A 14,197-nucleotide genomic window follows, 5' to 3' on the forward strand; every position below is an offset into this window, starting at 1 on the left:
TTCCTGCCGCACGCCTTTTGTCAATAAGATAATTTACTTGAATTAATCTGTTGCGGGGTTCGGGCCTTCCGCGTTATCAATTTTGCAACTGAGGTCAGGATGAGCGAATGGCATTTCAGCCGGGCAGCACGCATCAGGTCACTTTGGGTAACAATCCCGAGCGCAGCCGCGACCACAACCGTCGCGTGGTGCTCGACGTCGTGCGCCGAAACGGCGCTTTGGGGCGCATGCATATCGCCCGGCTGACGCATCTGACAGCGCAGGCCATCGCCAACATCGTCGACGAACTGGTCAGCGAAAACCTGTTGATGGAGACCGGGCGGTTACGCTCCGGCCGTGGCCAGCCGCCGATCCAGTTCGCGGTCAACCCCGATGGCGCCATGACCATGGGCATCGAAATGGCCTCCGACCATATGGTGGCGACCGTGCTCGACCTGTCGGGGCAGCCGCGCTCCAAGCGAATCACGCCCGTCAGCGACACCAGTCCGAGCCAGGTGATCGCGCATCTGCGCGCCGAGCTCGAAACGGTGAGATCAACGTTCAAGTCGCGGCTGCTCGGCATCGGCGTGGTCATGCCGGGCCCCTTCGAGATCGAGGGCATGACTTCGGTAGGCCCGACGACACTGCCGGGCTGGGCCAATATCGATGCAGCGAGCCTGCTCAGCGAGGCCTGCGGCGAGCCGGTGACGGTGGAAAACGACGCCAACGCCGCAGCCGTCGGCGAGCGTTTCTTCGGCGCTGGCCATGCGATTTCCAGTTTCTGCATGGTCTATTTTGGTGCCGGCCTCGGCCTTGGCATGATCCAGGATGGCACGCCGTTCCGTGGCGCCTTCGGCAATGCCGGCGAAATCGGCCATGTCGTCGTCGTTCCGCGTGGCAGGGCCTGCCCATGCGGCCAGCGTGGTTGCCTTGAGCGCTATGCCTCGGTTCACGCCTTGCGCGAAAAGCTTTGCGATGCCGGCATTCCCGGCTGTGATTTCGCCGACTTCGCCGACCTCCATGCCAAGCGCCATCCGGTGCTTTTGGAGTGGATGGACGAGGCCGCGACCTATCTCGCGCCGATGATCGCGATGATCGAAAACATCCTCGATCCCGAAACGGTGATCCTCGGCGGCATGCTGCCCGACGCGATCATTGACGAATTGATCGAGCGCATGGGACCGCTGCCGATCTCGGTCGCCAGCCGGAGAACCCGCGCCCTGCCCCGCGTCATGCGCGGACAGACCGGGCAATACACGGCGGCACTCGGAGCCGCCGCACTGCCGCTGTTTGAGGTGGTCACGCCCAAGCTCGAAACAGCCGCCACCGCACATACCGAATAGCAGACTGAAATACCGGAGGACCTGAATGCCGAGCGCTCGCGAACGTATTGAAAGACAAAAGGCCAACCCGTCGCTGGTCAGGCTCCACCGGGCTCTCAGCCGTCTGAATTCCACCGTCACCATGATGAATACCGGCGCACATCCCGACGACGAGCAGAGCGGCATGCTCGCCTGGTTCCGCCTCGGTCTCGGCATGCGCGTCATCGTCGCCTGCTCGACGCGCGGCGAAGGCGGGCAGAACTCGCTCGGACCCGAGCGCCTTGGCGTGCTCGGCATGATGCGCACACGCGAGATGGAAGAGGCCGCCCGCGAGCTCGATGCCGACGTCGTCTGGCTCGGCCATGGCCCCGACGATGAAGTGCATGATTTCGGCTTCTCCAAGGATGGCGACCAGACCTTTACCCGCTGGGGCGAAATGCGCACTGTCGAGCGGCTGGTGCGCGCCTATCGCAGCGAACGGCCCGACATCGTCATCCCGACCTTCCTCGACGTTCCCGGCCAGCATGGCCACCACCGCGCCATGACCCGCGCCGCCGAAAAGGCGATCAAGCTCGCCGCCGACCCCGAAGCGTTTCCGGAACACTTCAAGGAAGGCATGAGCCCCTGGCAGGTGGCGAAATATTATCTGCCGGCATGGTCCGGCGGCGGCGATACCTATGACGACGAGGTTCCGCCGCCCGATGCCACGGTTGTCGTGGACGCGCCCGGCCGCGAGCCGGCGACAGGCGCGGAATATGACCGCATCGGCGAATGGTCGCGCTACTACCACGCCTCGCAAGGCATGGGTCATTGGCCTGATGTGGCGGAGACGCGCTGGCCGCTGCACCTGCTGCTCGCCGCGAATGGCGCGAAGGCCGAGACCTCGGTGCTCGACGCCCTGCCGGCAACACTCGCGGCACTGGCCAAATCGAAGGACCTGTCCGGCGACACTGCGGCAGCCTTGGCCGCTGCCGCAGAGGCCGTCGACAAAGCGGTCGCCGCCTTCCCCAACAGCGACGCGATCATCGCCCATCTCGTCGAGGCGGCCGGCCAGCTCGCCACCGCGCGTGCCAGCGCCTCGCCGGTTTTCCTAAACCTTCACCGCCACCGCCTGGAGCGCAAGGCACGCGAGATCGACGCCGCCTTGATCGAAGCCGCCGGCATTTTCGACCGCGCCATGCTTACGCCTCCGACACTGTCGCCGGGCGAAACAGCCACACTCACCGTCGATCTCGCACCCGGCGGCGACAGCCGTTCGGTCGAAATCGAGGCGATCCTGCCCGATGCCATCACGGCGAAAGCCAAGACCAGCACCGGCCGCCGGCGCAGCCTGGAAATCGCGGCTACAGCCGACGCCGCCTACACAAAGCTCTATCCCCCGTCATGGTCGGCACTTGGCGGCAATGGCGATGCCCATGTCGTCATCTCGGCCAGCTTCGGCGATCACACCGCCCGCGCCACCTACGACTTCGAAGAGGCTTTTGCCGTGCTGCCGGCAAGCTCGGTCATCATCGAGCCCGAAGCGGTCATCGTGCCGCTAGACGGCACAAGGCAGGAATGGCCGATCAAGCCTGTCGTCGCCGGCAAGGAAGCGCCCGTCTCGCTCAACATGGATGGCGGCTGGTCGCTAGCGCAGACAGAAGGCGGCCAGGTCATCCGCGCGCCCGAAACACGCGTCGCCGGACTGTCCACGATCACCCCGCTCGTCGCCGGCAGGGCGGCACTGAGGCTGACCCCGATCGCCTATCCGCATATCGGCCGCGTCACCCATCGCCAACCCGAAGCGCTGCGCGTGCTCACGCTCGACCTCAAGCTGCCGCAAGGCGCGCGCGTCGGCTATGTCGGCGCAGGTGCTGACCGCGTCGGCCTGTGGCTGTCGCGCATGGGGCTCGATGTCACCGAACTGGACGCCAAGGCGCTTGCCGGTGACCTGTCGCACTACACCACCATTGTCGTTGGCATCTTCGCCTTCGGCATCCGCAAGGATCTGGCTGCAAGCACCGAGAAGCTGCACCGCTTCGTCGAAAATGGCGGCCACCTTGTCACCCTTTACCACCGCCCGACCGACGGTTGGGATCCACTAGCGACGCCGCCGAGGAAACTCGAGATTGGCTCGCCGTCTTTACGCTGGCGCGTAACGGATCCGAACGCCGAGGTCACGGTGCTGGTGCCGGACCACGTCCTGCTCAGGGGGCCGAATATCATCGGCCCGCAGGATTGGTCCGGCTGGAACAAGGAGCGCGGGCTCTATTTCGCCGCGCGCTGGGACGAGGCCTACCAGCCTCTGCTCGCCATGCACGACGCCAACGAACAGCCGCTGATGGGCGCGCTGGTGTCGGCTCAGATCGGCAAGGGTCGCCACACGCATACGAGCCTCGTCCTGCACCACCAGATGGACAAGCTTGTAGCTGGAGCATTCCGCCTGATGGCAAATCTTGTCCAGCCCGCCTGACAGCACTGTGGCGCCCGAGGCGGGGGACGAGCGTCACAAGGCCAACCGCGAGGGCGTCGTTTGGGTGCTCGCCGACATGCTGCTGGTCTCCGGCGGCATGACGGCGCTCGTCAAGGCGCAAGGGCTGATCTATCCGGCGTTCCAGCTCGTCTTCATCCGCGCGATGATCGGCCTGCTGTTCATCCTGCCCTTGATCTGGCGCCACCGCCACCACATCCGCCACACCAAGCATCCCTGGCAGAACATCTCGCGCATCAGCTGCAACGCGATTGCGCTGACCAGCCAGTTCATGGCCTACACGCTGCTGCCCCTGGCTGTGGTCAACGCGCTGAGCTTTTCCAGGCCGCTGATCACCATGGCCATGGCGGTCGCCTTTCTCGGCGAGACGGTGTCGCGGCTGCGCTGGGTGGGTGCGGCCTTCGCCTTTGCCGGCGTGCTCGTGATGCTGGCGCCCGGCGGCGTCGAATGGAACCTCGGCCTGCTCGCCGTATTTGCCACTGTCGTTTTCGGCTCGCTCGCCATCATCCAGACGCGCATGCTGCGTGACGAAAACACCACCGTGATGATGGTGTTTTACACCGTCGGTCTCGCTGTCATCACCGCTGTTCCCGCCATCTTCGTCTGGCAGCCGGTCAAGATCTTCGACTGGGTTCCCCTGCTCGGCATCGGGCTTCTGGCGCAGGCCGGCCAATATTGCTTCCTGCGCGCCTATCGCCTCGCCGACGCGAGTGTGCTCGCCCCGATCGGCTATCTCTCCATCGTCGTGACGACGGCCGCCGGCTACATCTTCTTCAACGAGGTGCCCGACAAGCGCATCGTCATTGGCGCTGTCGTGATCCTCGTTGCCTTGCAGACGACGGCCTATCTCGAACGCCGCGCCAACAAGAAGCGGCGGTAGGCGATATGCCGCTACAAGGGCGGCGTATCGATCAATCCATGTCGGGCCCGTCGGCGAGGTCGCGGCGACCCGCCATGATCTCGCGCTTGCCGACATGGTTGGGCGCGCCGACAAGGCCTTCCTTCTCCATGCGCTCGACCAGCGAGGCGGCACGGTTGTAGCCAATGCCAAGGCGACGCTGGATGTAGGAGGTCGAGCACTTCTTGTCGCGCTGCACCACCTTGACCGCCTCGTCATAGATCGAGTCGCCGTCTTCGGCAGCGACCGCGCCCTTGTCGAAGACAGCGCCCTGGTCGGGCTCCTCGTCTTCTTCGTCGGCGGTCACGGTTTCGAGATATTCGGGGCGTCCTTGCGCCTTCAGATGCGCCACGACATGCTCGACCTCGATGTCGGAGACGAACGGGCCATGCACGCGCGAAATGCGCCCGCCGCCCGCCATGTGCAGCATGTCGCCCTGGCCGAGAAGCTGTTCGGCGCCCTGTTCGCCCAGGATGGTGCGGCTGTCGATCTTCGACGTCACCTGGAACGAGATGCGGGTCGGGAAGTTGGCCTTGATCGTGCCGGTGATGACGTCGACCGAAGGCCGCTGCGTTGCCATGATCAGATGGATGCCGGCGGCGCGCGCCATCTGCGCCAGGCGCTGGATGGCGCCTTCGATTTCCTTGCCGGCGACCATCATCAGGTCGGCCATCTCGTCGACGATGACGACGATGTAGGGCATCGGCGCCAGATCGATCTCCTGCTCCTCGAACAGCGGCTCGCCTGTACCTTTTTCGAACCCGGTCTGCACCGTCATGACGACGGTCTCGCCCTTGTCGCGGGCGACGGCGGCACGCTCGTTGTAGCCGTCGATGCTGCGAACGCCGAGCCGCGCCATCTTGCGGTAGCGGTCCTCCATCTCGCGCACCGCCCATTTGAGCGCGGTCACCGCCTTCTTGGGATCTGTGACGACGGGCGTCAGAAGATGCGGGATGCCGTCATAGATCGAGAGTTCGAGCATCTTGGGATCGACCATGATCAGCCGGCACTCTTCCGGCTTCAGCCGGTAGAGCAGCGACAGGATCATGGTGTTGATGGCGACCGACTTGCCCGAGCCGGTGGTCCCGGCGACGAGCAGATGCGGCATCTTGGCAAGCTCGGCAATGACAGGCTCGCCGCCGATCGTCTTGCCGAGGCACAGCGCCAGCTTGCAGCTGGTGTTGCGGAAGCCGTCCGACTCGATCAGCTCGCGGAAATACACCGTCTCGCGTGTTTCGTTCGGCAGCTCGATGCCGATGACGTTGCGGCCGGGCACGACAGCGACACGCGCCGAAATCGCCGACATGGAACGCGCGATGTCGTCGGCGAGGCCGATGACGCGCGAGGATTTGACGCCTGGTGCCGGCTCGAATTCGTAGAGCGTGACCACGGGTCCGGGGCGAACGTGGATGATCTCGCCGCGCACGCCGAAATCCTCGAGCACGCTTTCCAGAAGATCGGCATTCTGCTCCAGCCGCTCCTGCGACATGTAGAAGCCCTGCCCTTCGGGCGGCAGCTGCAACAGCTCTTCGGAGGGAAGCTGATAGGCGTCGCCCGTGGTTGCCGGCACGATCCTGCCGATCGGCGGCAAGGCCCGTGTGGCCGGCACCGCGACCTCGACACTTGCCGGCACGGGCTCGGCGCTGGCAGCCGGTGCAACGTCGGCAATGACGGAAGCTTCTGGCTTGGCCTCGTTCGAATTGGCAGGCGCCACAATCGGCATGGCACTGTCGACTGCCGGGATGCATTCGATGACGCGAAACAGCGCGGTGATTTCGGTAGCCGAGATTTCGGGGCGCCTGATGATGGCGGGAGCTGGAACAACCGGCACAGGCGCAGGCGTTGGCCGCGCAGCAATGGCCGGCGCTGTCGGTGAGGGCCCCTCGGACGTGCTCGGCGCCATCAGTTCGAAGAAGGCGTGATCGGACAGGTAGGACCAGCGCGCTTTCTTGGGCTGGCCCGCAGGCACTTCGCTGCCGCCGGTGGAGGGTCTTGGGTCCATTGCCCTTGCCGTCGGACGCGCAGCGGGGATCACCGGCTGCGGAGCAGCGCTTGCCTGTTGCGTATGCGATTGCAATGGCTTGGGCGGCGTAGCACCCATCCTGCTGGCAATTTGCGCCTGCAAGGCTTCCACGACCTGCGGCCGGCGGATCACCGTTGCCGAGGGCGCGCTGGGAACGTAGGGCGTCACCGCGACCTGCGTTTCCGGCATCGCCGGCTGCACGGGAGAAACCTCAGCCGGTGTTTCGCCCTGCCCGGCATCGACATCGCCGTCCGCATGGCGCTTTGCGGCATCATAATCGGGCGTGCGGGTGAAGCGCACATTGGGTGCGAGGAAGAAATAATCCTGCCAGCCGGGACCGTCGGCAGCCGAAGGCAGCTGCCCCGCCGCCCTGTCGCCGCGCTTGTTGTCCGGGTGGTTCGCTCCGTCATCATGCGAAGCCGTGTCCGGAAGATTGGTTCGAGAAAAACGCATGGACTGCATACCCAAGACTCGCCGATGAAACGTCTGCTGAGCAATAGGAAGCGAGTGGTTAACAGTTCCTTCCCGCCGACCACTCTGAGCGGCAAAGTGAACATCTGTCGCGGCTGGGCGCCGTGCCCGTTCATCGCATTTGGCGAGGCCGCTCCGCGACAATCGGCTCGCCATCCGCAAGGCCAAGCTGCTGCACATATTCGGCGAAGCGCCCTTGGACCTGCGCAAGCTGCGGGTCGTTCAACGCCGGGCGCGCCCCTTCCAGTCGGGCTTCGCTTGGCGTCATGTCGAAGCGAGCGCGAAATGCCCGCAGAAACTGGGCGCTGCTGGCAAAGCCCAGCCGGTAGGAAATCTCGGTGATCGAGCGCGACGCAGCGCCGGGAGATACAAGCGCGCGGTAGGAGGCATCGAGCCGCCTTTCGCGCACGACCTTGGCCACGCCGCCATCGGCGGCAAACATCCGGTAGAGATGAGCGCGCGAAACCCTGAAGCGGCGCATCAGCAAGGCTGGGCCGATGTCCCGGTCGGACAGGTTCGCGTCTATGAAATCCAACACACGCCGACGCAACACATGCGTCAGGTCCTGGTCGCCCATCGCGCCGTCGGGGATGTGGCGCGCCAGCCCGCTCGCCAGCAGATCGATCGCAGCCCCTTCCATGGCCTGCGCGTCGGCACGCTCCATGTCCACCGACGCGTTGGACAGGCTGACGATGAAATCCGCGAGCAGCCGCGTGATGGGAGACCCCGCCTTGAGCACCACGCCGTGCAGGCTGCGCCCGCCCGCCGCCTTGTCGATGCGCTCGCGCGGCAAAACGACCGATATGGTCGAACCGGTGTGGACGCTGCTGGTGAATGTCCGGGCAAGGTCGAAGACGCAGATATCGCCCGGCTCGACCGAGATCGAGCGGCCGTCGCAGTCGCCTTGCAATGCGCCCGAGACGAAAAGCTGGATCAGGTAATGATCGAGCCCGCTGTTCAACACGATGCGGCGGTTGCGGTCATAGTGCTGCCGGTTGAATGTCGTCGGCCCAATCAGCATTGTGCCGACAGTTCGCGACAGCACCGAACCTTCGAGCGCGATGACATCGTCCTCCAGGCGTCGCGTGGTTTCGAAGTAAGGCCGGGTTACCTCGCGCCAGACCTCGTCGCGCAACCCAGGCTCGACGAAATCAGTCGAAAGCAGCACTTCATCAGCCACTATCGGACGCCTGTCTGGCTCGCCGCATCGCTCATTCCCCCCGCCAAGGCCGAAACCTCACCTGACGGTGGGTAAGATGATTTGATGTCGTGTTCCACCTATCGCGGCGTGCGTCGAAGACGGTCGGCACGGCCCGGTAGCAGTACGGTCAATGGCTTGAGACAAAATGCATAGAGAAATGAGACATGACGCCGCTTCGGAATAGCCAGTTCTATGTAAAAGCTACCCGCGCGGCGGGCACTTGAGGGACTAGCTCTGCGGCAGCTTGCTGCATGCATTCCCCTGACTGAAAGGCTCGTATCAGACCAGCGATCCGGGCTCTGCACATGCGCTCCCGGAAGGGAGTATTTTGCATGCCTGCCTTTAGGAAAATCTCGACTGCGCGCCTCATCTCCGCAAGTGTTTCGACGCTCGCGATCTCGGCGCTGTTGTCGTCTGGGCCTGCGGTGGCCGCCGATTTCCACTTCATCTCGACGGGCAACGCGACATGGGGAGACATTCCCAGCAACGGCGGATTCGCGGGATCCGTCCCACCCGGTGCCGGCGACCGGGCGATCTACGACAAGGCAGGCACCGGCCAGTCAACCATCTGGAGTGCACCAAGAGCTGCTGGTCAGTTGGTGTTTCTGGCTCCTTATACCGGCAGCGGATTCGCGCCGCAGTCTCCCTCACAGTCATCGACCCTCACTATCCACGGCGTCGATGGACTGGGTGTCGACAGCCGGGTTAACCAACAGATCACATTGTCGGAGCGGATCGCCCTCGGCGGCAACCAGGAATGGCGGATCGACAGCGACACCGGCAGCATCACTCAACTGGGCCATACGCCGTTTCGCGCCCTGAACCTCAGCAGCTACATGCTGACGCTCAATGCCGTAGGCACCGGCAACTCCTTCATACTGAACAACGCCGTAACGGGAACTGGTAGCCTGATCGTCAAGGGTGCCGGCACGACCTACCTCTCCGGTCCCAACAGCTACACCAACGGCACTTTCCTGAATGGCGGTACGGCCGAGGTGACCGCGGACAGAAATCTCGGCGCGGCATCGGGCGGGGTGAGTTTCGACGGAGGCACGCTTCGATTCGGCTCGTCCTTCACATCGGCGCGTACCATTTCACTGGCGGCTGGCGGCGGTACGATCGACACCAAGGGCAACACCGCAACGCTTTCCGGTAATATCGCTGGGAGCGGCGGCTTGACCGTAGCCGGTGGCGGGGTGGTCAACCTGACAGGCTCGATCGCCTATGCCGGCGCGACGGTCATCCGGTCGGGCACGCTCGCTCTTTCCGGAAATGCCAGCCTCGCAAGCTCCAGCGGTGTCGTCGCCGATGGGGTGCTCGATATCTCCGCGACAACGTCCGGGACGTCGGTCGCGAGGCTTGCTGGCTCGGGCGCGGTCAATTTTGGCAGCCGGGCGCTGACGCTGGCCCAGGCCAACGACACATTCTCCGGCGTGTTTGCCGGCAGTGGCAGCTTCACCCTTGCCGGCGGCCAGCAGACCCTCACCGGCGATAGCTCAGGCTTCACCGGCGCAACGACTGTCCGCGCCGGCACCCTTTCCGTCAACGGCATGCTCGGCGGCACGATGGAGGTGCTTGGCGGGCGGCTGCAGGGCACCGGTACCGTTGGCGCAACCACCAACAATGCCGGCGGCATCATCGCGCCGGGCAATTCGATCGGCACGCTGACGATTGGTGGCAACTACACCAGCAATGGCGGCGGGTTGGAGATCGAAGCCAGGCTCGGCGCCGACAATTCGCCGAGCGATCTTCTCGTCGTCACCGGCGACACCATTTTGGGCACCGGCGCGACCAAGGTGCGGGTCGTCAATGTCGGCGGCGCGGGCGCCGAAACGACAGGCGACGGCATCAGGATCGTCCAGGTCGACGGCACGTCGGCGGCCGGCGCCTTCGTGCTCAACGGCCCGGCCATCGGCGGTGCCTATCGCTACAATCTGTTCCAGCACGGCATCGCCGACCCTGCCGACGGCGACTGGTATCTGCGCGCTGGTGGTCTCGCCCCGACAGTGCCGGTCTACCAGAACTATCCGCAGGTGCTGCTTGGCATGGTCGCCCTGCCGACGCTTGAGCAGCGTGTCGGCGAGCGCGTGCGCAGTGCGGTGAATGGTACCCCGGCACGCGAGGCCGCCATCTGGACCCGCATCGAGGCAGCGCATGGCCATGTCGAGGCCGACGCCTCCACCGCCAACGCGACCTATGACAGCGACACCGCCTTGGTGCAGGTCGGTTTCGACGGCCAGCTCTACGAAGGTTCTGCCGGCATGGTGGTCGGTGGGCTGACGGCGCAATATTCGCGCGCCACAGCCGACATCTTCTCGAGCCTCGGCGACGGTGCCAACACCACCGAAAGCCATGGCATCGGCGCCAATCTGACCTGGTATGGACAGACCGGCCTTTATGTCGACGCCCAGGCGCAGGTCGCGACCTTGCGCTCCGACATGAGCGCTTCAGGCATCGGCACGATCGGCGACGGCATCCACGGCAGCGGCTATGCGTTCAGCCTCGAGGCCGGGCGCAAGATCGCGCTCGACGCCACCTGGTCGCTGACGCCGCAGGCACAGCTGGCCTATGCCGCGGTCGACTTCGATGCCTTCACCGATCCGTTCGGCGCCAATGTCGCGCTGCGCAGCGGCGATAGCCTGAAGGGCCGGCTCGGTGCCGCCGTCAACTATGACGCCGACGCCACCGGCAACCATGTCTATGGCATCGCCAATTTGACCTACGAATTCCTCGACGGCACCTCGGTTGCGGTGTCGGGCGTCAACGTCGCCTTCGAACCGCAGCGTTTCGGCGGCGAGATCGGCTTGGGCGGCACCTACAAATGGGCCGGCGGCAAATATGCCCTGCATGGCGAGGCGCTTGCTTCGACCAGCTTTGAAGGCGGCTACGGCTTCAAAGGCGTCATCGGCTTTACCGCGGGGCTTTGAGCCCTCCAGCAGCAGGCGGCGCAAAATGGTGCCGCCTGCGAAACTAATCCCGGTTGCGCGTCGTTTCGGCGGCGAAACCAAAGTGGCGCATGACGAGGTCGCGGAAGCGGTCCGAAAAGCCTGCTTTTTCGACTGCTCTTCGCATGCATGTCAGCCAGAGATCGCGCAATTCCGGGCCGATCTCGACATGCTCGTGGATTTCCTTGAGCCTCGAATGGCCGTGCTTCTGGACGTAGTAGCTCGGGCCGCCGAAGAAGCCGCAGAGATAGTTGAACTGCTCCTCGCGCGAGTGGGCGACACCGTGGCCGCGCAGGTGCAGGACATGCAGCGCTGCCGCATCCTCGTCCTGTTCGACAATGTCGTAGAAAATCTCGACAAGGCGGCGGATGGCTTCCTCACCGCCGATTTCGAGATAAACAGAACGCCCTTTCGGCTGCAGGCTTTCGTTCAAGATCATCCTCCCCTGAAGCGCGGCAACCTTGCGGGCATGTCGGCTGGAAACGCCGCTCGCCTGAGATCGCCGGGCCGCTCCTCAAGCGGCCGGATGAAAGCATCGGTTCATTTGAACGCCAGCGCCAGCGAATTGCACTGCCCGCGTCCCACCGCCGCAGGCTTGCCTTGCCGGTCACATGATGCCCCAGGCGCGGTATCTGCCCCTGCCGGTGATCTCGCGCAGGTCGAGTTCGCCGATCAAATTGAGCGCGCCGGCGGTCGTCACGCCCAGCTCCTTTTCGACCATGCCGCTGGAGACCAGCGGCCGCGACAGCACAAGCTCTATCAGCTGGGGCAATTTCGATGTCGAGCGGCGGCCCTTGAGCCGCCTGTCCATTTGGGTCTTGGCGAGGATCAGCCGGTCGTGTTCCTTTGTGCCGGCCCTGGCGGTTTCGTAGACGCCGTCGAGAAAGGCCAACAGCCGCGTCGTGCGGTCGCGCGAATGCCTGCGCTCGCGCGGGATGATCCGCGCGCCGAGATAAAGTGCAGCAAGATGCGCTGTTGTCGTTCCGATTTCGCGCAGCAGCGCTTCAACGAGCAGGCGCCCGAGCCAGGGCGCATGCTGCAGCGGCGCCATCACGCTCCAGGCGTCAAAGACAACAGCCGCGCGCAGAAGCGGCGGCAGGCCCTCGCTGTCGGAAAGCGCTCCCTGCCAGGCAGCAAGCCGCTCCGGCTCGTCCCAGTCGGCATCATAGATCAGCGGGTTTTTGTCATCGGTGTTACGGCGCACGGCCACATCGGCGGGTGGGGCGCGCAGTTTTGCATCGCCGCGCGTCCGTTCGAGCACCGCCTGGGCGTGGTCAAGTGCCGCATCGAGCGCGGCCATCTCGGCCTTGAGGGTGTCGTCGCTGTCGTCTTCAGCTTCCTCGCCGCCGTCGAGCGCGGCCTCTTGCCCTTGCGATTTTGGCGCCGGCGGCACAGCGCCGCGTCCGCACAGTATGGCAAAGCCTTCGCGTCCAAGCGCCCAGCCGGGCCTGTTGCTGAAAATCTGGCGCCTGAGCCGCAGGATTTCATGCGCTCGGGTCAGTTCGTGCGTCGGCGCGCGCAGGTCCATATGCGCGTCATGCAACACCAGGTCCTCGGTATGCACCAGCTCGCCATCGAGCCACAGCGACGATGCGGCATCTGCAAAATGGCTGCGCTCGACAAAACCCTTTCCCACCGGCGAACGGGCAACGCGCTCGTCGAGGCGCACCAGCGCTTCGCTCGCACGCATCGCCGGGCCAACGAGGTGCGCCAAGGGCAAATCAGTCAGAACGTGAGCCATTGATCAACTAAACACGAAGCGCAACTGAAGCTATAGTGGGCGTCACTTTATTATAGCGCAAGGCCCGCACGACAGAGATCGGGACCGCTGCAGGGGTGTATCAAGGGTCGCGCTGCAACAACCAGAGCGCTCAATCCTTGCGGCTCTCCAGGTCGATCAGTCCCTCAAGCAGATCGAGCAGTTGTTCGTAGCGCTCGTGTCCGATGCGTTTCTGGACCTCGTCATAGATGGCACTGCTCTCCGGGGAGACCTCTGATATCAGGACCTGCCCCTTGGGCGCGATGGCCAGCATGACACGGCGCCCATCACCTTCGACCTTGCCGCGCGTGATGAGCTTGCGCTCTTCCAGCGCCTTGATGATCCGTGTCAGGCTTGGCGCCAGTATCGAGGCCCGCTCCGCCAGCTCGGTAGCGTCGAGCGGGCTTTGCTCGCCCAACACACGGATGACACGCCATTGCTGTTCCGAGACGCCATGCTGGGCAAGGATCGGGCGAAACTGGGCCATCACCACTTCGCGCGCGCGCAGCAGCGACATGGGCAGTGAACGGCGGGTGCTTTGCGGCAGCAAGGGCGAACTCCGGATGGCGGGCGGCTACGAGGCCGGCATTTTTGCACTTTATTCCCGATATTGCCGCCCGTCACAACGGATCAACGCGGCTCGGCGGACTTCGGCAGCAAGGCGGTATTGACATCGGATCATGAAACTACTTAACATGTTAAATATCGATGCGCCACCTCAGCGGAAAGAAGCGTCTTGCCTCACCTCACCCTTGAATATTCAGCCAATATCGACGACCGCGTCGACATGCAGGCACTGTGCGAGCGGCTGTCGCAGGCGATCCTCGACACCGGCCTGTTCGAGCACGGTGCCGTCAGGGTGCGGGCGCTGCGGGTAAACGCTTATGCCATCGCCGACCGCCTGCCGGAAAATGGCTTCATCGACATGAGCTTCAGGATCGGCGCGGGCCGATCCGCCGAAGACAAGAAGCGCGCGGGCGCCGTCATCTTCGCCGCCGCGAACGCATTTCTCGCACCGCTCTTTGCCACGCCGCATTTCGCGCTTTCCCTCGAGATCCGCGAGATCGACGCCGCATTGAGCTGGAAAAACAACGCCATCCACCCGCGCCTGCGCAACACGTGACGGAAA

10 protein-coding genes are annotated in these 14,197 nt (G+C 64.4%); 5 read left to right on the forward strand and 5 right to left on the reverse strand.

Annotated features, from left to right (window positions below; translation table 11 throughout):
• Positions 1–107: 107 nt before the first annotated feature.
• From AC1RTB_RS21305 to AC1RTB_RS21315, 3 genes are read left to right on the forward strand one after another with little or no spacing between them, the layout of a single operon-like run.
• The gene (locus AC1RTB_RS21305) at positions 108–1,322 is read left to right on the forward strand and encodes an ROK family protein (RefSeq protein WP_492879491.1); all 1,215 of its coding nucleotides are present in this window, start codon (positions 108–110) and stop codon (positions 1,320–1,322) included.
• 25 nt (positions 1,323–1,347) lie between these two features.
• Complete coding sequence (locus AC1RTB_RS21310) at positions 1,348–3,753, forward strand: PIG-L family deacetylase (protein WP_492879493.1); 2,406 nt, start codon at positions 1,348–1,350, stop codon at positions 3,751–3,753.
• A 7-nt stretch (positions 3,754–3,760) separates the two neighbouring features.
• On the forward strand, positions 3,761–4,651 hold the full coding sequence (locus tag AC1RTB_RS21315) for a DMT family transporter (RefSeq protein ID WP_492879600.1): 891 nt from the start codon (positions 3,761–3,763) through the stop codon (positions 4,649–4,651).
• A gap of 31 nt (positions 4,652–4,682) precedes the next feature.
• Here AC1RTB_RS21315 and AC1RTB_RS21320 read toward each other — a convergent pair whose 3' ends face one another.
• Complete coding sequence (locus tag AC1RTB_RS21320; RefSeq protein WP_492879495.1) at positions 4,683–7,154, reverse strand: DNA translocase FtsK; 2,472 nt, start codon at positions 7,152–7,154, stop codon at positions 4,683–4,685.
• Positions 7,155–7,275: 121 nt separating this feature from the next.
• Positions 7,276–8,343: an AraC-like ligand-binding domain-containing protein gene (locus tag AC1RTB_RS21325; protein ID WP_492879496.1), complete on the reverse strand. Its 1,068-nt coding sequence runs from the start codon at positions 8,341–8,343 to the stop codon at positions 7,276–7,278.
• 353 nt (positions 8,344–8,696) lie between these two features.
• Here AC1RTB_RS21325 and AC1RTB_RS21330 point away from each other — a divergent pair, with 353 nt between their 5' ends.
• Positions 8,697–11,291, forward strand: coding sequence for an autotransporter family protein (locus tag AC1RTB_RS21330; protein WP_492879498.1), 2,595 nt, complete (start codon positions 8,697–8,699; stop codon positions 11,289–11,291).
• 43 nt (positions 11,292–11,334) lie between these two features.
• On the opposite strand, the gene AC1RTB_RS21335 is transcribed toward AC1RTB_RS21330, so the two are convergent.
• The 3 genes from AC1RTB_RS21335 to hpaR all read right to left on the reverse strand — a co-directional run bounded on the left by AC1RTB_RS21335 (position 11,335) and on the right by hpaR (position 13,585).
• Positions 11,335–11,742: a group II truncated hemoglobin gene (locus tag AC1RTB_RS21335; protein ID WP_492879500.1), complete on the reverse strand. Its 408-nt coding sequence runs from the start codon at positions 11,740–11,742 to the stop codon at positions 11,335–11,337.
• Positions 11,743–11,916: 174 nt separating this feature from the next.
• Positions 11,917–13,050, reverse strand: coding sequence for an RHE_PE00001 family protein (locus AC1RTB_RS21340; RefSeq protein ID WP_492879502.1), 1,134 nt, complete (start codon positions 13,048–13,050; stop codon positions 11,917–11,919).
• 130 nt (positions 13,051–13,180) lie between these two features.
• On the reverse strand, positions 13,181–13,585 hold the full coding sequence (gene hpaR, locus AC1RTB_RS21345; RefSeq protein ID WP_492879601.1) for a homoprotocatechuate degradation operon regulator HpaR: 405 nt from the start codon (positions 13,583–13,585) through the stop codon (positions 13,181–13,183).
• A 219-nt stretch (positions 13,586–13,804) separates the two neighbouring features.
• On the opposite strand from hpaR, the gene AC1RTB_RS21350 reads away from it, so the two are divergent.
• Entirely contained in the window at positions 13,805–14,191 is a 387-nt protein-coding gene (locus tag AC1RTB_RS21350) for a 5-carboxymethyl-2-hydroxymuconate Delta-isomerase (protein ID WP_492879504.1), read from the forward strand.
• Positions 14,192–14,197: the final 6 nt, after the last annotated feature.

It is taken from the genome of Aminobacter sp. GW821-FHT11F06 (assembly GCF_058808215.1).